Source organism: Celeribacter sp. SCSIO 80788 (genome assembly GCF_051054295.1).
GTDB lineage: Bacteria > Pseudomonadota > Alphaproteobacteria > Rhodobacterales > Rhodobacteraceae > Celeribacter.
Window position 1 is genome coordinate 3,374,835 of sequence record NZ_CP150482.1, and the last position, 26,507, is coordinate 3,401,341.

General features: G+C 60.8%; 23 protein-coding genes. 11 read left to right on the forward strand and 12 right to left on the reverse strand.

The window, feature by feature from the left end:
- Positions 1-3: 3 nt before the first annotated feature.
- From urtB to V1471_RS17050, 11 genes are all read left to right on the forward strand, one after another.
- Complete coding sequence (gene urtB, locus V1471_RS17000) at positions 4-1,956, forward strand: urea ABC transporter permease subunit UrtB (RefSeq protein WP_434290314.1); 1,953 nt, start codon at positions 4-6, stop codon at positions 1,954-1,956.
- 11 nt (positions 1,957-1,967) lie between these two features.
- Positions 1,968-3,194 (forward strand): urea ABC transporter permease subunit UrtC, encoded by a 1,227-nt coding sequence (urtC, locus tag V1471_RS17005; RefSeq protein WP_434290315.1) that lies wholly within the window; start codon positions 1,968-1,970, stop codon positions 3,192-3,194.
- The gene (urtD, locus tag V1471_RS17010) at positions 3,191-3,940 is read left to right on the forward strand and encodes an urea ABC transporter ATP-binding protein UrtD (protein WP_434290316.1); all 750 of its coding nucleotides are present in this window, start codon (positions 3,191-3,193) and stop codon (positions 3,938-3,940) included. Before urtC ends, urtD begins: the two co-directional genes overlap by 4 nt.
- A gap of 13 nt (positions 3,941-3,953) precedes the next feature.
- Entirely contained in the window at positions 3,954-4,652 is a 699-nt protein-coding gene (gene urtE / locus V1471_RS17015) for an urea ABC transporter ATP-binding subunit UrtE (RefSeq protein ID WP_434290317.1), read from the forward strand.
- 148 nt (positions 4,653-4,800) lie between these two features.
- A complete protein-coding gene (locus tag V1471_RS17020) occupies positions 4,801-5,895 on the forward strand; it encodes a LacI family DNA-binding transcriptional regulator (protein WP_434290318.1) in 1,095 nt (364 codons plus the stop codon).
- 25 nt (positions 5,896-5,920) lie between these two features.
- Positions 5,921-7,270: an ABC transporter substrate-binding protein gene (locus V1471_RS17025; protein ID WP_434290319.1), complete on the forward strand. Its 1,350-nt coding sequence runs from the start codon at positions 5,921-5,923 to the stop codon at positions 7,268-7,270.
- A 66-nt stretch (positions 7,271-7,336) separates the two neighbouring features.
- Positions 7,337-8,584, forward strand: a complete 1,248-nt coding sequence (locus V1471_RS17030) for an ABC transporter permease subunit (protein ID WP_434290321.1) — start codon at positions 7,337-7,339, stop codon at positions 8,582-8,584.
- Between the two features lie 85 nt (positions 8,585-8,669).
- On the forward strand, positions 8,670-9,881 hold the full coding sequence (locus V1471_RS17035; RefSeq protein WP_434290323.1) for a carbohydrate ABC transporter permease: 1,212 nt from the start codon (positions 8,670-8,672) through the stop codon (positions 9,879-9,881).
- A complete protein-coding gene (locus tag V1471_RS17040) occupies positions 9,878-11,170 on the forward strand; it encodes an MGH1-like glycoside hydrolase domain-containing protein (protein ID WP_434290325.1) in 1,293 nt (430 codons plus the stop codon). Before V1471_RS17035 ends, V1471_RS17040 begins: the two co-directional genes overlap by 4 nt.
- Before the next feature lie 3 nt (positions 11,171-11,173).
- A complete protein-coding gene (locus V1471_RS17045; RefSeq protein ID WP_434290327.1) occupies positions 11,174-12,184 on the forward strand; it encodes an ABC transporter ATP-binding protein in 1,011 nt (336 codons plus the stop codon).
- 63 nt (positions 12,185-12,247) lie between these two features.
- Positions 12,248-13,066 carry a sugar phosphate isomerase/epimerase family protein gene (locus V1471_RS17050; RefSeq protein WP_434290329.1) on the forward strand — a complete coding sequence of 273 codons (819 nt, stop codon included), beginning with the start codon at positions 12,248-12,250 and terminating at the stop codon, positions 13,064-13,066.
- A gap of 9 nt (positions 13,067-13,075) precedes the next feature.
- Here the strand turns inward: V1471_RS17050 and V1471_RS17055 are convergent, their stop codons facing one another.
- The 12 genes from V1471_RS17055 to V1471_RS17110 form a co-directional block, all read right to left on the reverse strand.
- Complete coding sequence (locus V1471_RS17055) at positions 13,076-14,290, reverse strand: OpgC family protein (protein ID WP_434290331.1); 1,215 nt, start codon at positions 14,288-14,290, stop codon at positions 13,076-13,078.
- Entirely contained in the window at positions 14,277-16,073 is a 1,797-nt protein-coding gene (mdoH, locus tag V1471_RS17060; protein WP_434290333.1) for a glucans biosynthesis glucosyltransferase MdoH, read from the reverse strand. The genes V1471_RS17055 and mdoH overlap by 14 nt, the downstream gene beginning before the upstream one ends.
- A 13-nt stretch (positions 16,074-16,086) precedes the next feature.
- On the reverse strand, positions 16,087-16,263 hold the full coding sequence (locus V1471_RS17065) for a hypothetical protein (RefSeq protein ID WP_434290335.1): 177 nt from the start codon (positions 16,261-16,263) through the stop codon (positions 16,087-16,089).
- Positions 16,260-17,813 (reverse strand): glucan biosynthesis protein, encoded by a 1,554-nt coding sequence (locus V1471_RS17070; RefSeq protein ID WP_434290967.1) that lies wholly within the window; start codon positions 17,811-17,813, stop codon positions 16,260-16,262. The genes V1471_RS17065 and V1471_RS17070 overlap by 4 nt, the downstream gene beginning before the upstream one ends.
- A 511-nt stretch (positions 17,814-18,324) precedes the next feature.
- Positions 18,325-19,341 carry an ABC transporter permease gene (locus V1471_RS17075; protein WP_434290337.1) on the reverse strand — a complete coding sequence of 339 codons (1,017 nt, stop codon included), beginning with the start codon at positions 19,339-19,341 and terminating at the stop codon, positions 18,325-18,327.
- Positions 19,338-20,840, reverse strand: coding sequence for a sugar ABC transporter ATP-binding protein (locus V1471_RS17080; protein WP_434290339.1), 1,503 nt, complete (start codon positions 20,838-20,840; stop codon positions 19,338-19,340). Before V1471_RS17080 ends, V1471_RS17075 begins: the two co-directional genes overlap by 4 nt.
- Positions 20,841-20,921: 81 nt before the next feature.
- On the reverse strand, positions 20,922-21,986 hold the full coding sequence (gene torT, locus V1471_RS17085; RefSeq protein WP_434290341.1) for a TMAO reductase system periplasmic protein TorT: 1,065 nt from the start codon (positions 21,984-21,986) through the stop codon (positions 20,922-20,924).
- A 92-nt stretch (positions 21,987-22,078) separates the two neighbouring features.
- On the reverse strand, positions 22,079-23,050 hold the full coding sequence (locus tag V1471_RS17090) for a biotin-dependent carboxyltransferase family protein (RefSeq protein WP_434290343.1): 972 nt from the start codon (positions 23,048-23,050) through the stop codon (positions 22,079-22,081).
- Complete coding sequence (locus V1471_RS17095) at positions 23,040-23,915, reverse strand: 5-oxoprolinase subunit B family protein (RefSeq protein ID WP_434290345.1); 876 nt, start codon at positions 23,913-23,915, stop codon at positions 23,040-23,042. The genes V1471_RS17090 and V1471_RS17095 overlap by 11 nt, the downstream gene beginning before the upstream one ends.
- Positions 23,912-25,288 (reverse strand): acetyl-CoA carboxylase biotin carboxylase subunit, encoded by a 1,377-nt coding sequence (locus V1471_RS17100; protein WP_434290347.1) that lies wholly within the window; start codon positions 25,286-25,288, stop codon positions 23,912-23,914. Before V1471_RS17100 ends, V1471_RS17095 begins: the two co-directional genes overlap by 4 nt.
- Position 25,289: 1 nt before the next feature.
- Positions 25,290-25,523 (reverse strand): acetyl-CoA carboxylase, encoded by a 234-nt coding sequence (locus V1471_RS17105; protein ID WP_434290349.1) that lies wholly within the window; start codon positions 25,521-25,523, stop codon positions 25,290-25,292.
- Positions 25,524-25,552: 29 nt separating this feature from the next.
- Positions 25,553-26,332 (reverse strand): 5-oxoprolinase subunit PxpA, encoded by a 780-nt coding sequence (locus V1471_RS17110; protein ID WP_434290351.1) that lies wholly within the window; start codon positions 26,330-26,332, stop codon positions 25,553-25,555.
- Positions 26,333-26,507 lie beyond the last annotated feature (175 nt).

The window sequence follows — 26,507 nt, forward strand, 5'->3', positions numbered from 1 at the left end:
TTCATGATCCGCAGCCTCTTCGCCGCGTGTCTGATGTTGCTGACCTGTGCGCTCACGGCACAGGCACAGGACCGGACCATTCAGGACGTGCTCCAGGAGCACCGTGTCGAGATTGAAAAATCTTCGCGCAAAACGATCGGCCCCGCCATTGATGCCATCGCCAATTCCGGCCTGCCTGCTGCGCAGACCGTGCTTCAGAAATGGCAGAACAAGGACATGTGGCAGCGCAAGGCTGACGGGTTGTTTTTCTATGCGACGCCCGGCGCGGGCGGGTCTTATACGCTGTTCGATTTCGACAGCGGCGCCGAGATCGGTGCGGCTGATAAGGGCGATCTCGATCAACTCAAACCGAACTCCGGCATTCGCGCCATGATCGGCGCGGCTTTGGTGCAGTTTCAATTGAACGACCCCAATCCGGCGCGGCGTCGCGATGCGCTTTTGGCGATTCAGCGCGATGGCGAGGAAAGCCATCTTGCCCCGCTCCGCGCCTCCATCGAGGGGGAGACCGATCCGGCGATCAAAGCGCTGAAAGAGACCACCGAACGGCTTTTGACCATCCGTTTCGACCCGGATGAGGCGACCCGCGTTGCGGCGATTGAAGGTTTTCGTGGCGCGCTGTCGCTGGATGCCCGTGCCGCGCTCAATCCGCTTGTGACCACGAAGATCGTGTATGCCGAGGGGCTGCCGGAGGGGGCCAATATCAAACGGGCTCTGAAGCCCGGCAAAGACATTCCGGTCTCTGATGCCTTTGCGTTGATGGTTGCCGCCGGGGCCGCGACGCCACCGCCGAGTGTGGCCGAGCGCAAAGCGGCGCTTGAGGCCCATATCGTCGATGGCAAGGTCGGTGGCAGTCCTGTGGCGGACCTCAACACCCAAGAGGCCCGCGACCGCGCCTATGCGGCACTGGCCGAGGCGGGGCAGGTTCCGGCCTATGATGTGAATTTTTCCGAGGAAACTGTCGTCAAGGGCGCGCCGTTTGCGGAGGTCTATGACGAACCGTCCAAAGCCGTGACCGATGCGGCGGAGGCGACGCTTGGGTCGATCAACCGGGCGGTCGGGTTCAACCAGTTCCTCGATCTCTCGCTCGATGGCTTGTCTTTGGCGTCGATCTATTTCCTTGCGGCCATCGGTTTAGCCATCACATTCGGCGTCATGGGCGTGATCAACATGGCGCATGGCGAGTTCATCATGATGGGCGCCTATACCGGCTATGTCGTGCAACAGATCGTGCCGGATTATACCGTGTCGATCATCCTCGCGATCCCGCTGGCCTTTGCCGTGACCTTTGCCGCCGGTGTCGCGATGGAGCGGTTGATCATTCGCTGGCTGTATAACCGGCCTCTTGAGACGCTTCTCGCGACCTTCGGTGTGTCCATCGCGCTTCAGCAGCTCGCCAAGAACATCTTCGGCACACAGGCGCGTCCGCTGACCTCGCCGGGCTGGCTCGATGGGGCGCTGACCTTCAACGATGTGGTGTCGATTTCTTATATCCGCATCGCGATTTTCGTTTTGGCGCTGATTTTCCTCGGCGTGTTCCTCTTCATCATGAAGAAAACGCGTCTGGGTCTCGAAACCCGCGCCGTGACGCAGAACCCGCGCATGGCGGCCTCGATGGGGATCAATCCGGACAAGGTGAACATGCTGACCTTCGGGCTTGGCTCCGGCATCGCCGGGATCGCGGGCGTGGCCATCGGGCTTTACGCGAAAGTGACCTCCGAGCTGGGGCAGGATTACATCGTGCAAAGCTTCATGACCGTGGTTGTCGGCGGTGTCGGCAATATCTGGGGCACGCTTTTGGGCGCCGGTCTGATCGGCTTCCTGCAAAAGGGGATCGAATGGTTCAACCCGTCCAATACGCTGGCGGCGCAGACCTACATGATCATCTTCATCATCATTTTCATCCAGTTCCGGCCCAAGGGCATCATCGCCCTCAAAGGCCGTGCGGCTGGGGATTGAGGGATTGAGCCATGGATATGTTTAAGAAAAATCCCTCTCTGCCGGTCTTTATCGCCGTTTTGGTGATCTTTACCCTCGCCGTGACGTTCCTGTCGGAGGCTTACGGCGCGGGGGCGATTTCGACGTCTTTCGTCAAGACCTTGGGCAAGACGCTCTGCCTCGCGTTGGTGGCCATCGCGATGGACCTGGTCTGGGGCTATACGGGCATTCTTTCCCTCGGGCATTTCGCATTCTTCGGGCTGGGTGGCTATATGATCGGCATGTGGCTGATGTATGCGCGGACCAAACTGATCGTACTCGACAGCCTCGCCAATGCGCCCCTGCCGCCGACTGCGACTGAGATTTCGGACGCTATCGGGACGCAGATTTTTGGCGTGGTCGGTTCAAGCGATTTCCCCTTGGTCTGGTATTTCGCCCATAGCTTCTGGGCGCAGATCGCCTTGGTCGTTCTTGTGCCCGGCATCCTCGCCCTGGTCTTCGGCTGGCTCGCTTTCCGCTCTCGGGTGACGGGCGTCTACCTGTCGATCCTGACACAGGCGATGACCCTCGCGCTCTCGCTCTACCTGTTCCAGAACGACAGCGGCCTGCGCGGCAACAACGGGCTTTCGGGCCTGCAAAACCTGCCCGGCGCGGACGGGGTGTCGCAGGACTATATCTCGATCTGGTTCTTCTGGGCGTCCGCCTTCGCACTTTTGCTCACCTATCTGGTCGCGGCCTTCATCGTTTCCGGTAAATTCGGCTCCGTCATTCGCGGCATCCGCGACGACGAGGCGCGGGTGCGGTTTTTGGGCTATTCGGTCGAAGGGTTCAAACTCTTCGTCTTTACCCTCACCGCCGTGATCGCCGCCATCGGGGGCGCGCTCTATTACCCGCAGGCCGGGATCATCAACCCGGCAGAAATCGCGCCCATCGCTTCGATCTACCTCGCCGTTTGGGTCGCCATTGGCGGGCGTGGGCGCATCTATGGTGCGGTCATCGGCGCGGCGTTTGTCTCGCTCGTCTCTACTTATTTCACTGGCGGTCAGGCCCCCGATGTGAACCTCGGATTCTACACGATCAAATGGGTCGATTGGTGGCTGGTGCTTCTGGGCCTTTCCTTTGTGCTCGTGACGCTCTTCGCCCCCAAAGGCATCGGCGGCTTGTTCGATCTGATCTCCGGCCGCATGTCGCCCAACCGTCACGGCCTTCCCCTTGGGCCTGACAAAGGCAGTTTGCGTGAAGAGGAGGCGGAGAAATGAGCGGCGCTGGCACACTTCTTGAGGTCTCCGGCATTTCCGTCACCTTCGACGGCTTCCGGGCGATCAACAACCTGTCGTTCAACATCGGGCATGCCGAGCTGCGCGCCATCATCGGACCGAACGGCGCGGGCAAAACGACGTTCATGGACATCGTGACCGGCAAGACCAAACCCGATGAGGGCAAGGTGTTGTGGGGAGGCATGTCGCGCAACCTGATCGGCATGAACGAGGCCAAGATTGCGCGGGCGGGCATCGGGCGCAAGTTTCAACGCCCGACCGTGTTCGAAGATCAGAGCGTGTTCGAAAACCTGCTGATGGCGGTCAAAAACGACCGCAATCCGCTCAAGGTTCTGTTTTTCAAACCGAAGTTCAAGGATCTCGCGAAGGTCGAGGAACTGGCCTCTGAGATCGGTCTCGCCGACCAGTTGGCGCGCAAGTCGGGCGAGCTGTCGCATGGGCAGAAGCAATGGCTGGAGATCGGCATGCTTCTGGCGCAGGATCCGAAGCTTTTGCTGGTCGATGAACCGGCGGCGGGGATGACGCTTGGCGAGCGCGAACACACCACCGACATTCTGAAAGAAGCGGCGAAAACGCGCGCTGTCGTGGTGGTGGAACACGATATGGAATTCGTCCGACGGCTCGATTGCAAGGTGACCGTGCTGCATGAGGGATCGGTTTTGGCCGAAGGGTCGCTCGATCATGTGACGCAAAACCAGGACGTGATTGACGTCTATTTGGGCCGCTAAAGGAGAGGATACCATGCTCGAAGTCAAAAACCTCTCGCTGCATTACGGCGGTTCGCAAATTCTCTATGACGTCGATCTCTCAGCGCAGGCGGGCAAGGTCACCTGTGTCATGGGCACCAACGGGGTTGGCAAAACCTCCCTGATGAAGGCGATCTCCGGCACCCATCCGCGTTCGGGCGGCTCTATGATGCTCGATGGCGAAGATGTCGGCAAATCCCCGGCGCATGAGCTGGCGCATAAGGGCGTTGCAATCGTGCCGCAGGGGCGGATGATCTTTCCGCTTCTGACGGTGAAGGAAAATCTGGAGAGCGGATTTACCTGCCTGCCGAAATCCGAACATGTCATTCCGGACGAGATTTTCGAGCTTTTCCCGATCCTCAAGGAATTCATGCACCGCCGGGGCGGCGATCTTTCGGGCGGGCAACAGCAACAGCTCGCCATCGCCCGTGCCCTGATCATCAAGCCAAAGCTCCTGCTTCTCGATGAGCCGACCGAGGGTATTCAGCCCAATATCATTCAACAAATCGGCCGGGTGATTTCGCTTCTGCGCGAGCGTGGCGATATGGCGATCGTGTTGGTCGAGCAGTATTTCGAATTCGCCTACGACCTCGCCGATCAGCTCGTTTTCATGGAGCGCGGGCGGGTGACGTCCACTCACGATAAATCTGAAATTTCCAAGGAGGACGCGGCCAAGGTTTTCCGTATCGCCTGATCCCCTTTTGTCAAACCTGTCCGAAAATGCTGCGCAGCATGTTGTTCATCTGCGCAATCGGACTAGTTGATAAAAAACATTGCCGAAACCGGTTTCGGAAACGCAATGTTGCCGGGAGGAGGCGAATCAAGTGCGGTCAAACGGAACCATGGACCGTCGTGCGCGCGACACAGCGCGGGTGACGATATCGGATTTGTCCCGGGCCCTGAGCCTGACCAAAGGCACTGTTTCGCGTGCGCTTAACGGATATCCCGACATTTCAGAGGCCACGCGCAACCGGGTCATTCGGGCCGCGCAGGCCATGGGCTATCGCCCGCTCAGCCATGCGCAGGCGATCAAAACCGGGCGGAGTTGCTCTCTGGGTCTGGTGGTCGAGCTGTCACAATATGATGCGCACCGTCCCTTCCTCGCCGAATTTCTGGCCGGTCTGACACAGGCCGCCTCCGCCGAAGGTTGGACCCTCACCATCGCCACTTCGGAAAGCGAATCGGACACGATCCGCATCATGCGCGATCTGGTGCGCGACCGAAAAGCCGATGGGTTCATCCTGCAACGGGTGCTTTGGGAAGACCCGCGCATCGCCTATCTTGAGCGCGAGAATGTACCTTTTATCTGCTATGGGCGACCCAAAAATCGCGAAGGGATGTCCTATTTTGATGTCGTGAGTGAGGCAGCCATGGCCGATGCGATCACTTGGCTGACCCATCTCGGACATGAGCGCATCGGGTATATCGGCTCCGCACCGGACTATGCCTATTCTCATGCGCGCCGCGACGGCTATCGCGCCGGGCTTGCGGCCGAGGGGCTGCCGTTCGATCCCGCCCTCATGACCGAAGGTGCCTTGTCGCCCGATCATGCGGCGGCGGCTACGCGCGAGCTTCTGGCGCTTGAGACCCCGCCGACCGCGATCCTGTGCGCCACAGATACGCTCGCGCGCGGGGTCTATGAGGTCGCGAACACGCTTGGCCTCAAGATCGGGTCGGAACTTTCGGTCATCGGCTATGACGGCGCCCCCGAAGGGCAGGCCATGTGGCCGCGCCTTGCAACCTTTGCCGTCGACAACCGGCAAGCGGGCGCGCGGCTTGGCGAAATGTTCATTGCCCGGATGCAGGACCCGGAGGCTCCTGCGACCCAAGGCGTGATCCGGGCCACATTTACACCGGGCGGTTCCACGGGACGGCCCACGCTGACGTCAGATCAACTGGCGCGGCATCTGGCCGATCTGGCCGCTGTGACTGCGTAATTTCCATCAACTCAGGGAGAGAGAGATGACTTTCAAAAAACTGACCCTTCTGACGAGCGCCGCCACGGCGCTTGCGCTGTCGAGCATGGCGGCCGGGGCAGAGAACCTGCGCTTCTGGACCACGGAAGAACAACCGGATCGTCTGGCCAAGCAGGAGGCGATGGCTGCGGCTTTCGAAGCCAAGACCGGCAATACGGTCGAAGTGATCCCGGTCACGGAATCCGAACTTGGCACGCGGGCGACCGCGGCATTTGCCGCCGGTGATCTGCCGGATGTGATCTATCACTCGCTGCAATATGCGTTGCCCTGGGCAGAGGCCGGGATTCTCGATATGGATGCCGCGACCGATGTGATCGAAGCTCTCGGTGCCGATACTTTCGCCCCCGGCGCGCTCGCCATGGCGGCGATGGACGACGGCTACGCCTCCGTGCCCGCCAATGGCTGGACGCAGATGATCGTCTATCGCAAAGACCTCTTCGATGCAGCGGGTCTTGCGGCGCCGACCTCTTATACCGCCGTCGAGGCCGCCATCGAAAAGCTGCACAACCCGCCGGAAATGTACGGCTTTGTGGCCGCGACGAAGGTGGACGAGGCCTTCATGTCGCAGGTGCTCGAACATGTGTTCCTCGCCAATGGCGTAAGCCCGGTGGATGCCGATGGCTTTGCTCCGCTCGATGAAGCGAAGACCATCGAAGTTCTTGAGTTCTACAAGAAAATCGCCAATGCCTCGCCTCCGGGCGATCTTTATTGGGATCAGGCGCGGACGCTCTATTTCTCCGGCAATACCGCGATGGTCTTCTGGTCGCCCTTCATTCTCGATGAACTGGCCGGTCTGCGGGATAGCTCTCCGCCCACGATTAACTACGATCCGACCTCGACCGAATTGGCTTCGAAAACCGGAATCGTGACCAATTTCTCTGGTCCGTCGAACCCGGATGGCGCGGCCTATGCCAACATCAACTATTTCGGTATCACCACTGATGCCGCAACCGAGGCTGCCGAGGAATTCGTGGAATTTTCGATGAATGCGGGCTATCTCGAAACCCTGTCCATCGCGCCAGAAGGCATGTTCCCGACCCGTCGCGGCACCGAGGAAGATCCGACCTATTTCATCACCGAATGGGCGAAATTGCCGGTGGGTGTGGATCGCAAAGCGCCGCTGGGCGATCTCTATGCGCAGGACATGATCGACGAGATCGTTGGCGGTCTCGATGTGGCGCAGCGTTGGGGCGTCAAGGAAGGTCAGCTCGGTCTGGCGTCCAAGATGAACAACTCTCAGGTGATCAACCGCATCGTGCGCGAGTATATCGACGGCGCGATCGACGCGAAAACTGCCGTTGCGGATCTGAACGCCGAACTGAGCGGGATCGAGTAACGCCGCTCTCTTGCGGGGCGGCGTCCTCTGCCCCGCGACTTTGCCTTTAAAGACAGGGAGTTCTCCATGTCGGACATCGGACCGCCGCGCGGTGCCGGGCCTCTGGCCCGTACCGAGGCGCGGCTTGCCTGGGGGCTTTTGACCCCGACCATTCTTGCGGTTTCTCTCGTGGTGATCCTGCCGCTTCTGGCGGTGTTCTGGATTTCCGTGAAACCGGTCTCGCTTGCCGATTTGCGCGCGCCGGAGGCGGTTGTGCGCGAAGATTTGCGCGGACGACCCGCGGCGGCGGGCGACGAAGCGACGCTGCGCTACCGGCTTCGGAATTCCTCGCCGACCTCTGAAATCACCGGCGTGACGCTCACCGACATTTGGCCCGAGGGGCTGACTCTCGCGGGTGATCTCGATCCGCGCTGTGAGGTGGCGGAGGGGGCGCTTTTTTGTGATCTGGGCGACTGGGAAGGCGGGCATCGCGAGACGCTCAACATCCCGGTTGTGACCGAACAGGCGTGGTTCGACACGGGCGCTGATGTCGAGGACAGTCCGGCCAAGGTCGATGGCAAAGCCTCTTTCGTGCTGACCAATGGCGATTTCACGATGAAGAATTTCGTGTCCGTATTTGACGGTGGCGAGTTCTGGTCCGTGCTTGGAGTGACCTTGTTTTACACGATCTTCGGCACGGTCGGGGCGATGATCATGGGGCTGTTTGCCGCCATGTTGCTCAATCACTCCTTCAAAGGGCAGGGGATTTTGCGTGGGCTCTACCTCTTTCCCTATGTGGCTCCAGTGATCGCCGTCGCTTTCGCGTGGATCCTGCTCTTCGATCCGTTCTCAGGCTCCGCCAATGCGCTGTTTGTGCAGATGGGGCTGACCGATCAGGCGATCAATTTCTTTGGCGAGAAACCTCTGGCGCTTTTGATGGTGACGGCTTTTGAGATCTGGCGTTATTTCCCGCTCTCGTTCCTGTTCATCCTTGCGCGGATGCAGTCGATCCCGACGGACATGTATGAGGCCGCCGATATGGACGGGGCCTCGCCGTTTCAGCAGTTCTGGTATCTCAGCCTGCCGCAGCTTTTGGGCATCCTCTCGGTGCTGTTCCTGTTGCGCTTCATCTGGACCTTCAACAAGTTCGACGACATTTTCCTTTTGACCGGAGGCAATGCGGGCACGCGGGTGTTGACGGTGAATGTTTATGAACAGGCCTTCGCGGTCTCGAACATCGGTGCAGGGGCGGCGGTCGCCGTGGTGATCTTTGGCTGTTTGCTGTTGTTCTCCGTGTTCTTCTTCAAATTCATGTCGAAGGAGGAGGGGCTATGATTGGCGTGCAGCTTTTGGGGGCTTTGCCCCCCGCGCCTCTGGCGCTCCCCCCAGGATATTTTCAGACAAAAGAAGGGTGGGCGACATGAAATACCTTCGTTTCGGATATGTCACCGGCCCGCTTCTTGGCGTGCTATGGACCTTTGTCGTGGCCGTAACGGTTGCGGTGGCGATGAGTTTCGCCACGGGGGAGGCCTTTCGTCCGTCGATTTCGGGGGCGGTTCTCTTCGGCATTCCCACCGGATTGGCCCTCGTCTGGCGCGAGCGGGCGATGATCGCCTCTGCGGTGCTGACTGTGGTCTATTTCGTGGCGCTTTCGCTTGGGATCGGGCCGGTTTTGACTTCCAATGCCTCCCTGATCGCGCGCGTGGTGGCCGCGCTTTTCCTTGGGATCGGCATCGGCTGGCCGCTTGCGGTCTATCTCAAAGAGCTGACCATGGGCGCGCTGACGCGGCATGAGTTCGAGGATGCGGTGATCAAGGCGCTCAAGGGCTTTGGCTATGTGTTCTTCACGGCGATCGTGGTTATTCCGTTTTATGTCATGGTGATGACCAGCCTGAAGAATCAGGCCGAGCTGATGCAGAACCCGCTCGATTTCTCGATTGATCTGTCGCGGGGGTGGGGGCTGTTCCGGTCCTATGTCGAGCTGATGACGGAGTTCAATTTCGGCACTTATATGTGGACCTCGTTCTACATCTCCGTGCTGACGGTTCTGATCACGCTCCTCTTCGCCATTCCCGGAGCTTATGCGGTGGCAAGGCTCAGGTTCCGGGGGCAGGCGACGTTTTCGCGTTCGATCCTGCTGATCTATATGGTGCCGATGATCGTTTTGGCGCTGCCGATCTACATCGCGTTTTCGATGATGGGGCTGCGCAATTCAATCGCGGGGATCGTGATGATCTATCCGGTGACGACCATCCCCGTGGCGCTTTACATGCTGCAAGGCTATTTCCGCGGCCTGCCCGCAGAGATCGAGGAGGCGGGGCTGATGGACGGGCTCTCCCGGCTTCAGGTGATCTGGAAAATCACCCTGCCTTTGTCGCTTCCGGCGCTCGCCTCCGTGTCGCTTTACGTCTTCATGATCGCTTGGAACGAGTTCCTTTTGGCCTTCATGCTGTTGGACGATCCGTCGAAATTTACCCTGACGCGGGGGATCGCCTCGCTCAACTCGTCGGAAATTCCGCGACAACACCTTATGGCCGGGTCGGTGATTGCCACTGTGCCGATCATGGCGCTGTTCCTTGGGTTGGAGAAATTCATGACCAAGGGGCTGACGGCAGGGAGTGTGAAGGGATGACAGTTCTAAACCCACTCGACCAGGCCGCCCGAGACGTGCTCTTGGGCAATGATCGCGGCGGCTATACCATCCCGACGGCGCGGCTTTATCCGTTCCAATGGAACTGGGACAGCATGTTCTCCGCTTGGGGCTATTCCACCTTCGACATCGCGCGGGCGTGGACCGAGGTGGAGCTTTTGTTCGCCAGCCAATGGGCGACCGGCATGGTGCCCCATATGGTGTTTCACGAGGTCGATCCGGAGTACTTCCCCGGTCCCGAGGTTTGGGGGGCGGATCAGTCCCCGCCGACGTCGGGTATCTCGCAACCGCCCGTGGCCGCGACGCTCATTCGCAAAATCTATGAGGCCGATCCCGAAGTGGGCCTGCCGCATCTCCAGTCGCTCTATCCCAAGCTCGTTGCATGGCATGACTGGTGGATCAGAGAGCGCTGCCAAGACGGCCCGGTGGCCATTGTGCATCCGTGGGAATCCGGGCGCGACAATTGCCCGGACTGGGACATCGGGATGGCGAAAGTGCCGGTCGATGACAGCGATCCGTTCATCCGCAAAGCGCGGGAGAACAAACGGCGCGATCTTGGGCTCTTGAAGGCCGATCAGCGCCCTGTCGCCTCGGACTATGACCGCTATCTTGCGATCCTTGCGTTCGGGCGGTCGGTGCATTGGGACGACAAGGCAATGATAGCGGAGGGCCCGTTCCTGATGGCCGATCCGGGGATTACATTCGTGCTTCTGCGCGCCTTTGCCGATCTGATCGAACTGGGCCGCGTTCTGGGCGAAGACACCTCCGGTCTTGTGGCGCAGGAGGCCAAGCTGCGCGACGGGGCGGACAAGCTCTGGAACCCGGAGACGGGCTGGTTCGATGCCTACGATCTGCGGAGCGGGACTTTCGCGGGGGTGCTCGGATCGGGTGCGTTTTTGGCCTATCTCGCGGGCGTCTCCCGCCCGGCGCTCGATGCGCATTTTGCGCGAAGCTGGGACAAGGTCGCCTATGGCATCCCCTCTGCGGACCCGGAGAGCGAGAGGTTCGAACGCCGCCGCTATTGGCGTGGGCCGGTCTGGCCGGTGGTCAATTCGCTCATCGCCATGGGACTCAAGGATATGGGCCGCAAAGAGGCCGAAGCGCGGCTGAGGGACGAGACCGCCCGGTTGATCGAAGGCGGTGGGTTCTGGGAATATTACGATCCGATGGATGGCGCGCCCTGCGGTGGGCCGTCCTTTGGCTGGACGGCTGCCGTCTGGCTGACTTGGTGCGGTGTGAACCGTACCCCGCTTGCGGCAGGGAAGGAGTAAAACATGTCTAGCATTGAGTTACAGGCCGTCGAAAAATGGTTCGGCGATGTGCAGGTGATCAAGGGCGTCGATCTCAAGATTGACGAAGGTGAATTCATCATTTTCGTTGGCCCCTCGGGCTGCGGGAAATCGACGCTTTTGCGCATGATTGCCGGGCTTGAAGAGACCTCTCGCGGCAAGATTTTCGTGGGCGAACGCGATGCCACGGCAGAGCCGCCCTCGAAACGTGGTCTTGCGATGGTGTTTCAGTCCTACGCGCTCTATCCGCATATGTCGGTGCGCGACAATGTGGGCTTTGCGCTCAAGGCCGCGGGGGAACCGAAGGATGTGATCGCCAAGAAAGTCGATGAGGCGGCGCATGTGCTGAAGCTTACCGATTATCTCGATCGCCGTCCGAAAGACCTCTCCGGCGGGCAGCGTCAGCGCGTGGCCATCGGCCGTTCCATCGTGCGCGATCCGACAGCGTTTCTGTTCGACGAACCGCTCTCGAACCTCGACGCCGCGCTTCGGGTCGAGATGCGCTATGAGTTGGCGAAGCTGCACCGGTCGCTTCAAAGTACGATGATCTATGTGACCCACGATCAGGTGGAGGCGATGACGCTCGCCGACCGGATCGTTGTTCTTGAAGCGGGCAAGATCGCGCAGGTCGGGTCGCCCAAAGAGCTTTACGAACGTCCCGGAAACCTCTTCGTGGCACAGTTTATCGGCTCTCCGAAGATGAACGTCATTCCCGCCGCGGCGATGGGGCTTGGCGAGAAGGGCAAGGATCTTGGCATTCGCCCTGAACATATCTCCATTGTCGCGCCCGGTGAGGGCGATCTCGATGGCGTGGTCGATGTGGTCGAATATCTGGGTGCCGACACTTACATCATCGTCGATGCCGAAAACGGGGCCGGGCCGATGACCATTCGCGATCTTGGAGACGCGCCGCATCGGCCGGGGGAAAAGGTCGGGTTGAAATTCGGCGAAGGGCGCACGCATCTGTTCGACGAAAAAGGTTTGGCGATCCGCTGAGCTGTCATCCGTTCGTGACGCTCGGCTCCTAAACAGGGACCGATCTGAGCGAAGGAGAATGACATGACTCTGCCCGTTATCGGTGCGGCGCTGAACGTCGAACACCTGCCGGAATTTCGGGATTGGCTGTTCGAGAAAGACCGCGATCTGGAGCTTCAGAGCTTTATCTGGCCGGAGATGCTGATCAAGGGTGACTGGCACGATCTGGTGGCCGAGGCCAAGGCGCATCTCGATGGATACAACGGCCGGATGGGCATCCATGGCCCGTTTTGCGGGCTGTCCTTCTCAAATCCCGACCCGGACATCCGCGCCGTGGTCAAAACCCGTATGTTGCAGGGGCTCGAGATTGCCGAAGCCCTTGGGGCGCGGTTCATGGTGATCCATTCGCCCTACACAACTTGGGACTGGCACAATCTCGACATGTTTCCCGGCGCCCGTCAGCGCGTGCTGGCGATGGCGCAGGAGGTGCTCGGCGATGTGGTAAAACGCGCCGAAAATATTGGTCTCACGCTCATGTTGGAGAATATCGAAGACATCGAGCCGGAAGATCGCAAAATCCTTGCGCAGAGTTTTGACTCAGAGGCGATCCGGCTGTCGGTCGACACCGGGCATGCCCATTATGCGCATGGCGCCACCGGCGCGCGCCCGGTCGATCATTTTATCCGCTCGGCGGGCGAGATGCTGGGCCACGTTCACCTTCAGGATGCCGATGGCTTTGCCGACCGGCACTGGGCGATTGGTGAGGGGACGATCCGTTGGCACGGCGTATTCCGGGCGCTGGCGGAGCTCAAGTCGGAGCCGCGCCTCATCCTTGAACTGCGCGAGGCGTCGGACATCTGGTCGTCAATGAACTGGCTAAGCCGCGAAGGGCTTGGCCAGTAGGAGTGACATTCATTCCGCAGGCATGGGGCGGGTGGCGAAGGCGACGGGGCGCGCGGCATTTTGCCGTTTGGCGGATTTCTGAATGTCGCCAAGCCAGGCCACGACGATCAGGATCAGCGCACCCAGCGGCATGAGCACCCAACCGAGCCATTCTGCCTCGGAATAATAGCCCATAATCACATGGTTGAAGAGCGCAAGGATCGTTCCTGCGGCAAAAACCAGCAAGCCCTGACGTCCGAGAAGCCGCAAGAAAGACAGGGCTTGCGACCCGGTCAGCCGCGTCACCCAAGGCAGGCAGGACAGCACATAAGCCAGCGCGAGCGCATGCGTCATGCGCGGCAGCGCAAGGAAAGTCTTGTCATGCGACACCATGTTGAACGGCAGTCCAGCTTTGCCCAAAAGCGCCATCTGGTGGTTCAGCACAGGGCCGACCCCGGGCACGTAGCGCCACGCGACCACCAGCGCGAGCCAGCCAAGCGCGAGCCAGAACAGCCACGGTGTTTTCGGCACGAAACGTTCGCCCCGGCGCAGGAAAATGCCGGTCAGAAGTCCCACGACAAAGATCAGTTGCCACGCCACCGGGTTGAAGAACCAACCGCCCGGGTTGGGGTAATTCGGCAGGTTCAGTCGCCAGATCCCGGCGGCCAGCCAGAGCGCGATGGACAGGCCCAAAAGCAGCATCGGTCGCCAGAGCCCGAGAAGGATCATCAAGGGCCCGCAAAACAGCAGGACCGAATAGGCCGGCAGGATGTTCACATAGCCAAGCTGATGGCCCAGAAGCGGGATGCCGATCAGTGCCTCTTGGGTGTTGTTGAAGACCTGTTTGAGATTGATCTTGGTCAGCAACTCGTCGACGCCAAACCATGTTGCGCCCGCCGAGAAAATCGCGATGGCCAGCATGGTCAGCAGGATTTGCACCATGTAGAGGGTCCAGGACCGTTTCCACATCGGAGCTGTGGCCTGCCAGAGGCCTTTCTCGCCAATCGCCTGAAACCGCCCGGTATAGGCGAGGCCTGCGGCGATGCCCGACATGATGAAAAACGCCTCCGCCGCATCGGAAAAGCCGATGTTGCGGACGGTGAGATATTCATAGGGGTTCTCCGGCGAGTGATCGACGAAGATCATCAAAAGCGCCAGCCCGCGAAACGCGTCGATCCGGGGGTCGCGCGGACGCTTGGTGGGTTGGGCAAGCTCGGTGGGCACCGCGATGTCATGCCGGGACATGGGTCACCTCCGTGGTCAGGGTTTCATTGCGAGGCTCGGATTGCCAACGGCCAAGAATCTCGCGATAGCTGCGGATTACCGGCGCGGGGCGACGTTCTTCGGGTACGAGAAACAGTTTGTGTGTGAGCGGGCGCGAGGTCCAGGCGATCAGGAAGGGGGCTGCCAGCATCGGCAGGCAGACCGGTAGGAGCCAGAAGGTGAGATCGGGGGCCACACGGGCGACAATGGCCAGAGCCGCGCCACCGGTGAGCATGATCCAGAGACCAGCGCGAAAGCCCTCGGCCAGTGTCAGAGCGCCTTCGCCGCGCTGGTTGGCGGGCCAGCCGCCATCGCGGCCTGAAAGCACCTGCATCACCGCCTTGGTCTGATACATCAGCATCAGGGGGGCGATCAGGGATGACAGCAGGATTTCGGCCACGACGGAAAAACCTGCCCGAATGGAGCCGCCGAAGCGCGCTGTGCGACGCGTGCCGGAGGCCTCGTAGAGGATCGCGAATTTCGGCAGGATCAGAAGCCCCATGATGCCGACGATCAGCGCAGTGATCTCCTTGGTCCGATCATCCGGGAAAACCGGGAAGAGCATATGCGGTTCCGGGAAATAGTTCGGCACCGGTGCGAGGATCGTCGCCACCACGGATGTGATCAGAAAGGCCGCCCAAAGCACGGAAACGAGGTAGGCGAAGATGCCCTGAAGGAAGACAAAACGCGACCATGCCGCCAGACCCGGAGCGAGCAGGAGCCGGGAATGCTGAAGGTTGCCCTGACACCAGCGGCGGTCGCGTTTGGCGTAAGACAGGATGTTCTCCGGGCCTTCCTCGAAGGAGCCGCCGATGCTGTGATCGACCTGCACGCGCCAGCCGGCACGGGCCAGAAGCGCGGCCTCGACGTAGTCGTGGCTGAGAATATGCCCGCCAAAGGGCGGCGGTCCGGCCAGTTCCGGCAGCGCACAACTTTCGGCAAAGGCCTTGAGCCGGACCATGGCGTTGTGGCCCCAGAATGGGCCGGTGTTGCCCTGAAGGCGCTCGAGCCCACGGGTGAAGACCGGGCTGTGAAAGCTCGCGGCAAATTGCATGGCACGTCCGAAGAAGGAGCGCGCGCCGATGATTTTCGGCAGGGTCTGCAAGAGCCCGAGTTTTGGATCGGCCTGCATCTTGGCGGCCATGTCGCGGACCGTGCGGCCCTCCATGAGGCTGTCGGCGTCGAGGATCAGCGCAAAATCATAGGCCCCGCCGGAGCGGTGGATGAATTCTTCGATATTACCCGCCTTGCGGCCCCGATTGTCGCTACGGCGACGGTAGAAAATCCGGCCTTCGCCATGGGTTTCCGCGATCAGGCGCAGGTAAGTCTGACGCTCCAGAAGGGCGGACTCTTCGTTGCGTGTGTCTGAGAGGATCGCGATGTCGGCAGCCAGACCTTCGGCGCGGATCGAATGATCCATCGCGGCGATGCGGGCAAAGGTGGTGATCGGGTCTTCGTTACAGATCGGCACCAACACGACGAGGCGCGGGGCCGGTGTGGCCAGATCGGGTGTCGGGCGCGGTTTGCGGACGCTGGGTGCCAGCCCCACGAAAGACAGGGTCGCGCCCCAGGCCAGCCAGGCCGTGGTCACGAAAATCAGAAGCCCGCGCACCACGTCCCAGACATCGACGCCGTCCTGAATCGCGGCATCGGCCAGAAGCGTTGAGGCGATGAGTGCGGCGAGAAGTGCGAAACTCAAGGCCAGAAAACGCAAAAGCCTGGTCCGCGGGTCGGCGGCCAGTGCCTTGCGGGGGGAAGACGACATGTCCGTGCCTCCCTCAGACGGGCTTTCCGGGCAAGATCAGACGCAGCAGACGCGGCCACTCGGCGCGCATGGTGTCGCGTTCGAGCACCTGCTGCGGCATGTCGAGCGGCGCCTCGGGCGGCATCCAGTCCAGAGATGCGTCCAGAAGGGCGTTGGTATCGGTGTCATGTGGAGTGTGCGTCACAGTCATTCCCTCACCCATTGATAAAGCCATGTTTCCGTCAATGTCTGATCATAACCCGTCAGGGCGGCTTTGAGTTCCGCAACACTTCCGGGATCGGCCTTGGCCTCGATCACCAGACGCCAGATATCGGTATCGCTGACCTTGCTGACAATAGCCTGCTTGATCTCTCCACGGCCAATCGTGACCTGCGGGAGCAATTCGGCGTCGGCGGGCAGGGAAGACAGGGTGCCGCCTACGAAATCGATCACGAATTTGCGCGTATCGCTTTTCTGTTCGACACCGGCCACGCCACCTTCGCCAACGCGAGTGCGCAGGATGCGGGCACGGTCCACACTGCGGTCGCCTTCGGGGGCCATGCCCCAATGCAGGCGATAGGCATATTCGAGTGCGGTCCCTTTTTCCATTTTGCCTTCAGGCACCCAGAAAGCGACGATGTTGTCATTGCCTTCGAGTTTCGACGGGATCTCCACCAGCCGCACCGTGCCTTTGCCCCAATCGCCGATCGGTTCGACCATAAGCGAGGGGCGGCGTTCGTAATGCGCCTGCGCGTCGAGGTAATCGCCGAAATCGCGGCTGCGCTGCACGAGGCCGAAGGACAGCGGGTTTTCCGCGCCGAGATACGAGCTGGCCAGACGCGGCGGGTTGTTCAGCGCGCGCAGGAAGGTTTCGCCGCCACGGGTGTTGAGCACGAGATATTCGCTGTCATGCACGGAGGCGCGGAAATCGTCGAAGCCCCGCGGATCGGCGCCGCCGAAGAGATACATCGAGGTCAGGGGCGCGATGCCGATCTGATCGGTTTTCTCGCGCAGGAACAGCCGGGCGGTGACCTCCATCTCGGTGGTCGCGCCGGGGGTGATCGCAAAGCGATAGGCGCCGGTGACGGATTTGCTGTCGAGCGCGGCATAGACCACGATCGTCGCCGCACCCGGCACAGGGCGTTCGAGCCAGAAATCGGTAAAGCGCGGGAACTCTTCGCCGCCGTTCATGGCGGTGTTGACGGCAAGACCGCGCGCCGACAGGCCATAGACGTTGCCACGCCCCAGAGCGCGGAAATAGCTCGCGCCGAGGAAGGCGATCAGCTCGTCGAAAATATCGGCGCGGTTGAGCGGATTGTGCAGACGGAACCCCGCAACCCCCGGCATCGGCGTATCTTCGGGGATCTGCTCGCTGACATTGCCGCCATATTCGAAATCGTGGGTGGAGAATTCCATCGGCTGCGCGCGCCCGTCGACGATCTCGTAGATATGCACCGGCTCTTTGAAGAGCCAGCCGAGATGAAAGGCGTGCAGGCGGAACTCCTGCCCTTCGTCCTGCCAGCGGGCATGGTCGGGGCGGAACCGGATGCGTTGATAGGAATCGTAATCGAGGCTTGCGAGCGGGCCGTCGATCTTCTGCGCCTCATGCCAGCTTTCGCCTGCTGCGGCGCGCATCTCTTCGCTCAGGGCATCGAAGCTGAAGAGCGGGAATTCGGGCGTCTCGACAACCGGTTCGGCCGGGGCCGCGGGCGCGGGCTGGGCTTCCGGCGTCGTCTCCTGCGCAGGCAGCGCATAGGGCATCATCGTGGACAAGGCGACAGATCCCGCAAGCGTCGCAAGAAAGCGACGGCGGCGAAGATTGTCAGGGGTATTTTCGGTTGCGGCGGTGGAACCGGCGGGGATCGTCAAACTGGCACTCCGTAAAGTCATGGTCAGGGCAGTAGATAGGGCTTGGATTTTGCTCTGCAGCAGAAAATGCCAATCTGCGGGTGTTTCGGGCGGAAAGCTGCTTAATGCGGGCGGAATTCCACCTATTCTCAACGCCTTTTGACCTTTTTTGTCCATCGCGCAAGTGGGATTCTTTGCACAGTATAAGGATTCCTTGTGGAGTCAGTGTGATCTGATTTCGCACCTGCGGCACGATTGTTCGTAAAAGTGTTACATCGGTGGCGCGCATGGTTTCCAGTGTGAAAAACGCACATAACTCCCCGTCACCCGGCCATCGCTGCCGCGACTCACTCCAAGGGGAGACAGGCATGACAAAGGGGGCCGCGATGCAGCCCCCTTTTTGCTGTGATGTGAGGGTGAGGGATCAGCGTCCCTGCATGATCATCCTGTAACGCAGCTGATCGAAGATCACGGCGAGGATCAACAGCCCGCCCAGAAGCACCATCTGCATATAGGAACTGATCTTGGCGAGGTTCATGCCGTTTTGCACCATGACGATGAAGAAGGCGCCGAGCACAACGTTTTGCACCCGCCCGATCCCGCCCCGGAGCGACACACCCGCGATGACACAGGCCGAGATCGATTCGAGCGCCATGGTGCCGCCGAGGTTTGCCTCGCCGCTCTCCACGCGCGCGGTCAGAAGGACGCCTGCGAGGGCCGCAATCAGCGAGCAGATCACATAGGCCAGAACGAGGGTTTTCTTGGTGTCGATCGCCGAAAGATGTGCCGCTTTGATATTGCCGCCCACAGCATAGAGCCGCGTCCCCAAGGGCGTGCGCGACATCACCAGCCACATGACGGCGATGCAGATGATGGCGATGAAGACCGGCACCGGGACGCCGAACCATTTGCCAAAGCCGAACGTGTCGCCAAAGGCAAAGGGCAAGCCGGAGATCGGGATGCCGCCGGTCATGAACAGCGCAAGCCCCGCGCCGACGGAGGAGACGCCCAGCGTCATGATGAAGGGGGAGACCTCGAAATAGGCAACGCCCACGCCGTTGATCAGCCCGACGATCAGCGCCACGATGCCGCCCGCCGCGATGCCGATGGCGATGATCAGGAACACGCTGTCGAACACGCCCGCTGCCCATGTCATCGAGAGCGCGGAGACGACGGAAGTGAGTGCGATTGCCGTGCCGACGGAGAGATCGAACCCGCCCGAGACCAGCACCAGCATCTGCCCCAGGGAGACGAGCACCAGATAGACCGACTGGCGCGCGACGTTCACAAGGTTTTGCCCGGTCAGGAACTTGTTCGACATCAGGGAAAAGACGACGAGCGCGATGGCGAGGAAAAACGGCAGGACGCCAACGCGGAGAAACAGGGTTTTGATCGGATTGGCGCGCGGTTCGCTCTGCGCCTGTGCGGTTGCATCGCTCATTGGACGGGCTCGCTTTCGGTGAAGAAATGTTTGAGGACGGTGTCTTCGCTGGCCTCCGCGCGCGGCAGTTCCGCGCTGATCCGGCCATTGGCAAAGACGAGAAGACGGTGGGAGAGGTTGATCGCTTCGGGCAGATCGGAGGAAATGACGACAACGGCCTTGCCCGCCTCCGCCAGCGCCTTGATCTTGAGGTAAAGCGCTGCGCGCGTGCCCATGTCGACGCCCACGGTGGGCTCATCGAAAATATAGACATCCGCCTCCTGACCGAAGGCTTTGCCGAACAGAACCTTTTGCTGATTGCCGCCCGAAAGCTGCGAGACGCGGCGGGTGCGATAGGCGTCGGGCAGTTCCACCCGCGTGGCGATCCCGGCCACCGTGTCGCGCACGGAGCGCCAGTCGATCCAGCCGCGTTTCACCGGGCGACCTGAGGTCACCACATTGAGCGCAAGATTGTCGTCGGAGGTTTTGGCAAGGTCCAGCCCCTCGTGTTTGCGATCGGGCGAGAGGTAATAGAGACCGGCGCGGATGATCTCGCGGGTCGGTCGCCCGGTGATGTCATGGCCTTTGAGCGCGACCGTGCCGGAGCGCACCGGCACAAGCCCCATCATCGCGCGGAAGAACCGCGATTTGCCACAGCCCACAAGCCCCGCGACGCCCAGAACTTCGCCCCGCCGCAGCGTCAGAGAGGAAGGCGCGACACCGGAGGTTGCGAGGTCTTGAACCTCAAGCACCACCTCGCCCGGTTCGGTCGCAATCGTCGGGTAAATCTCGGCAATCGCGCGCCCGGTCATCATCTCGACGAGGGCCGCCTCATCGGTGCCCTTCATGTCGACGGTGCCGATCTTGGCCCCGTCGCGCAGCACGGTGATGCGGTCGGCGATGCGTTTGAATTCTTGCATCCGATGCGAGATGTAGATGATGCCAACGCCCTTGGCCTTTTGCCGGTCGATGAAGTTGAACAGGTGATCCACCTCGCGATCCGTGAGCGATGCGGTCGGTTCGTCGAGGATCAACACCTTGGGATCGCCATGAAACGCCTTGGAGATTTCCAGCATCTGCTGTTGCGCCCGCGACAGAGACGAGACCTGCGCAGTGGGCGAAATGGGAAAGCCCAAAGTGTCGAAAATCTCCTGCGCGCGGCGGCGCATTTCGGCATGGTCGATCAGCATCCCGGTGCGCGGTTCCTGCCCGAGAAACATGTTCTCGGCGACCGTCAGCGTCGGGATGAGGGAGAATTCTTGGAACACGGTGAAGACACCGTGGGATTTGGCGCGCGCCACCGAGTCGAAGGTGACTTCGTGGTGGTCGAGGTAAATCTTGCCCTCGGACGGAGTGTTGGCACCCGCCAGCATGGAGATCAGCGTGGATTTTCCCGCGCCGTTTTCGCCAAAGAGGACGTGCACTTCGCCGGGCATGAGGTCGAAATCCACCCCGTCGAGCGCACGCACGCCGGGGTACGTCTTGGTCAGATTGTGGGTCGTGAGAAGAGGAAGAGTCATAGGGCCTCCTGAGCGGGTGAGGCAGCAGGGGACTGCCTCACCCGACATGGTCTTCAGATCATGTCGAAGATCGGTCTGGGATCACTCGACGGAGAAGACCGGACGGAACCCTTCCGGCGGAAGGATCGCATCGCGGGACACATCACCGATGTTGTCCTGATCGACCACGAAGATTTTCGGACCAACGTGTTTGACGTAGTCTTTGCCTTCGATGATCCGGACGGCCTGATCCATGGCGATCCGGCCTTGGATGACCATCGAGTCCGCCGGAGCCGCTTCGATCATGCCGCGCTGGATGCCGGTGTAGACGCCGGGGGTCATGTAAAAGGCCAGAAGGCCGATCTCGTCTGTGAGGCCACGCTCACGCAGAAGACCCTGCGCAGCTTCGGCGGTCACGGCGGTGCCTGCGAGGTATTTCACGTCCGGATCGGATTGCAGCACATCTTCGACGAGCTTGAGCTGGGCTTCCTTGCCGGTGTCGCCATAGCGCGGTTCGAGAACCTCAACGGCGGAGCTTTCGACGGCCTTAAGGAAGCCGGTGTTCGCGGCCTCGACCCAGCCTGCGCCTGCCGGACCAGGGAACCAGCCGACCTTGACCGGATCGGTGCCCGCCGGGTGTTTCTCGGCCAGATATTTGCCGGTCTCAAAGCCCATCGTGTAGAAGGACACCAGAGATTTCGCGGAGATGTCCGGCGAGGACACGCCGTTGATCACGTCGATCACGGGGATGCCTTTGGCGGCGGTTTCTTTGATCACGTTGTTGAGGCCATCGTAGGAGATCGCGCCGATGATCACCGCGTCCGCACCTGCGGCCACGCAATCTTCGATCTGGCTGACCTGCTTGGCAAGTTCGGTATACCCGCCTGCTTCGACGAGGTTCATTTTGACGCCAAGGCGCGCAGCCTCTTCGGCAACGCCGTAATCGACACCCAGCCAGTAAGCGTCTTTCATATGCGGAAAGGACACGCAGATGTCATAGGCCTCGTCGGCTTTTTCAAGCGGCACATAGGTGACGGGCGATGCGGTCCCATCGGTGGAGAAAGCGGGGGTGACTTCCTCGGCCTCATAGGGGAACCAGTCTTCGGCGAAGCTGGGAGCGGTGGCCAGTGCGGCGAGCGCCACACCTGTCATCAGGGCAAGTTTCATGGATCTGACTCCTTGTTGGTTCATCAGGGAAGGCGGCTTGATGCCGCTTTTTGTGGTTAGAGGGTGGGGCTTAAGCCCCGGGTGTCAGCCCCTCAGGCGAGGGACTGACGAATGTCTTCGATCATGGCCTTGCGCTCGGCACGGGCCGCCAGCGCTTCGTCCATTTCGACACGTTTGAATTTGACCGGCGTGTTGGGCTGGAGCTGGCCGATCAGGTCCATATCCGCCGAAATCACAGCGCCAAGGGTAAAGTAGCCGCCGCCCGAGACCGCATCGCGGTGCAAAACGATGGGTTCAAGCCCGCCGGGCACCTGAATGGAGCCGTAGGAATAGCAGCCGTCGACGATGTTCGACGGATCGGAGCCTGCGCCGAAGGGCTGTGGGCGATCCACGAATTCCATCGGAGACCCACCCCGGAAACGGTACCCCATACGGTCCGCTTCGGGCGCGACCACCCAATCGTCGTCAAAGAACGCCTTCTGGCATTTCTCGGTCAGGCGGTGCCAATAAAGCCCGGTGACAGCGCGCAGCACGGCCGGGGTGCCGGGGCGGCGGCGGAGCGCATCGGGGACCACGCGCCCCTCCGCCACCACGGACCCGGTGCCGACGGGGATCACATCGCCCGCAGCAATCGCACGCCCTTCGAACCCGCCAAGCGCGCCGATGGGATAGGTCGAACGCGACCCGAGCGCAGGCTCCGTGGCGATGCCGCCGGAGACGGCGATATAAATCCGCGCGCCGGTTTTCAGAAAGCCGAAGGACAGAACCTGCCCCGGTTTCACGGTAAAGGAGGTCCAAGTTTCGCGCGGCTCACCGTCGAGGAACATCGGCATCTCGGCGCCGGTGACCGCCACGCTCATCTCGGCGCCGAATTTGATCTCCGGTCCCATGAACACGGCCTCAAGACCCGCCGCGCCCTCGTCATTGCCGACGAGAAGGTTCGCAGCCCGAAAAGCAAGCCGATCCATCGCCCCGCCTTCGGGAATTCCGAGGTGGAAATAGCCTGGACGACCCAAATCCTGAATGGTCGTCGCCAGACCGGGTTTGATGATCTCAAGCGTCATTGAGGGCCTCCATCAGCTTGGCGTTAAAGCCGGTCATGTCTTTGTTGAACGCATCGAGATCAAACTCGACCTCGGCGATGCGCGGCGTGTAAGTGCCGTCCTCGATCTCCTTGGTGATCGCGTCGAACTCTTCGCGTTCGATGGGTTTCCATTTGACGATGTCGCCGGGGCGGAAGAAGACCATGAAGTCCTTGAGGTAACCGACCTTCTGATCCGGGTCGAAAATCGTCATGGGCGTGATGCCGAACATCTGATAGCCGCCCGCGCCGCGCACGGAATAGATACAGCTGAAACAGCCGCCGATCCCCACCGTGTGCCGCGGCGTGTCGGTGCGCGGGCGGAGGTATTTCGGCACTTCGATCTGTTTGTCGCGATCCACGAGCTGATAGAGAAACGGCAGACCCGCGACGAAACCCACCATGGAGACGAACCACGGCTGCGAATGGAAAGCCTCGATCAGGGCATCGACGCTGTCATAGCCATTGATCCGCGCGGCGTATTCCAGATCCGATCCAGACGGGTCCTGGTGGCGCTCGCGAAACCGCATCAGGGTTTCGTGGGTCCATGGGTCTTGGAAATAGACCGGGATTTCAATGATCCGGGTGACGAGGCGTTTGTCCTGCACCTCGGCCTTGTGTTCGAATTCCTTGATCTTCGCCATCATCGCCTCGGGCGCGACCACATCGGGGTCGAACCGCACCTCGAAAGAGGCGTTGGCGGGCAAAATCTCGGTCACGCCGGGGATATTCGCCTCGCGCACCATGTTCGACAGGGACAGCGCGATGAAGAAAGCGTCGAGCGACATTTCATCGTCGATCTCGACATAGATATGTTCGTCCCCGCCATAGCTGTAACGCGTTTTCATGCGGCGTCTCCTTTGGTTGCGGACAGGTTTCCGGCCTCAAGCCACGGCTCAAGCCATTGGGTGTGGAAGGCGCCTTTGCGCACCTCCGGATCAGCGGCCAACGCCAGATGCAGCGGCGCGGTCGTTTTCGTGCCGCCGATTTCCATGCTCTCAAGTGCTGTCACCAGCTTGTCGATCGCCGCCTCGCGCGTGTCGGCATGGACGATGACCTTGCCCAAGAGCGAGTCGTAGAACGGCGGGATTTGATAGCCCTCGGAGAGAAAGTGATCGAACCGCACGCCTGCGCCGCTCGGCTCTTTCAGCGTTGATACGACACCCGGCCAGGGCATGAAGTTCATAAACGGATCTTCGGCGCAGAGCCGCACTTCGATGGCGTGGCCGATTTTTTTGATCTCGTCTTGGGTCATCGACAGCTTGGCGCCGCCGCAGACCTTGATCATCTCCGCCACAAGATCAACGCCGGTAACCATTTCGGTCACGGGATGTTCGACCTGAATGCGGGTGTTCATTTCGATGAAGTAGAATTCATTCGCCGCCTCATCATAGAGATACTCAAGCGTCCCTGCGCCGCGATAGTTCACCGCCTTGGCGAGTGCGACGGCAGAGGCGCAGAGGCTTTCCCGGGTCTCATCGTCAAGACACATGGCCCCGGCTTCTTCCCAGACCTTCTGGCGGCGGCGTTGCAGCGAGCATTCGCGCTCATAGCAATGCACGGCGGTTTCGCCATCGCCCAGAATTTGCACCTCGATATGGCGCGGCGAGAGGATCGCGCGTTCGATGTAGAGACCCCCGTCGCCAAAGGCGGCTTCAGCTTCCGCCTTGGCCTGAGGCGCGAGGTTTTTCAGCTCCGCCTCGTCTTTCGCGATCCGAATGCCACGACCACCGCCGCCAGCGGCAGCCTTGATCATCACCGGATAGCCGATCTTTTCGGCCACGCTCAGGGCCTCGGTGACATCAATGCGGCCATCAGAGCCGGGGACAACCGGCACACCTGCGGCCTCAGCGGCCTGACGCGCGGCAACCTTGTCGCCCATGCGTTCGATGGTGTCGGCGGAGGGGCCTACGAAGATCAGACCGGCCTCTTCGACGGCACGGGCAAAGGCCGGGCTTTCCGAAAGAAAGCCGTAGCCCGGATGGATCGCATCCGCATTCGTGGCCTTGGCGGCTTCAAGGATCGCGGGGATGTTCAGGTAGCTGGCTTTCGACGGCGCGGGGCCCACGCAAATGGCCTCATCGGCAAGCTTGACGGCCAACATCTCTGTGTCTGCTTCGGAATGTGCCTGAATCGTGTGGATGCCGAGGGCTTTCGCGGCTTTCACCACGCGCACGGCGATCTCCCCACGGTTGGCGATGAACAGGCGTTCGATGGCCATCTTAGTCAAGCTCCGCCAGCACAGCGCCTGCGGTGACGGGGCTGGCGTCTTCTGCGACATAGCCCTTGAACGTCCCGGCCACCTCAGCATTCACCGCGATGAAGGTCTTCATCACTTCGACGAGGCCGATCTGGTCGCCCACAGCCACGGTGTCGCCCGGCGCTTTGAACGGCGGCTCTTCCGGGGAAGGCTTGTGGTAAAACGTGCCGGGGAGGGGGGATTGGATAGCGCTCATTGTGATGTTCCCTGTTGTTGGAGCCGGTTTCAGGCGGTCTCGAGCACGGCAGAAGCCGGTGCGATGTTGATACCATTCTCTGTGAGAGCGGTGCGAATGGCGCGGCCGATGTTGAGCGCGCCGGGTGTATCGGAATGGAAACAGATCGACTCGAAATCTATGTCGATGTCTTGGCCCGTGACCGTCGTCACCTTGCCCTCGACACAGGCCCGCAGGCATTTTTGCGCGATCTCCTCCGGGTCGGGGCGCGCGACGCGGCGGGTAAATACAATCGACCCGTCGTCGCCATAGTCACGATCGGCATAGAACTCCCGGATCACCGGCTGGCCGAGACGTTTGGCGACCTCATAGGTTTTCGAGCTGCCCATGCAGAAGATCAAGAGATCGCCGCTGATCGCCGCCAGACTTTCGATCATATGGCGCGACAGCTCTTCGTTGACGGCGGCCTCCATGTAGAGCGCGCCATGCGGTTTGACGTGCTGGAGACGGATGCCGTGGCGACGACCGAATTCGCGCACCGCGCCGACCTGATAGATGATGTCGTTCACAAGTTCTTCGGGCGTCGTTTTGATATAGCGGCGGCCAAAGCCCTGAAGATCGCGGTAGCCGGGATGGGCGCCGAGGCCGACGCCGTAGGCCTGTGCCAGTTTGATCACCCGGTCCATCGAGTTCGGATCGCCGGCATGAAACCCGGCCGCGATGTTGGCGGAGGAAATCAGAGCCATCAACTCTTCATCCGGGGCTTCGCTCAGAACCCAATGTCCGAAGCCCTCTCCCATGTCGCAATTCAAATCGATGATCTTTCGCATGTCCGGTCCTTAATTTCGTTGCAGCCATCCTCGGGTGAAACTCTTTGAGTTGTAAAATTCAAAATATAGCGGATGCATTATCGGAAAATCAGAATGAATTTTTGAAATTTGGATTACGGAAAAATCGCTTGGAATAGGGAAATGATGCCATATTGAGCAGGTTCGAAACGAAATC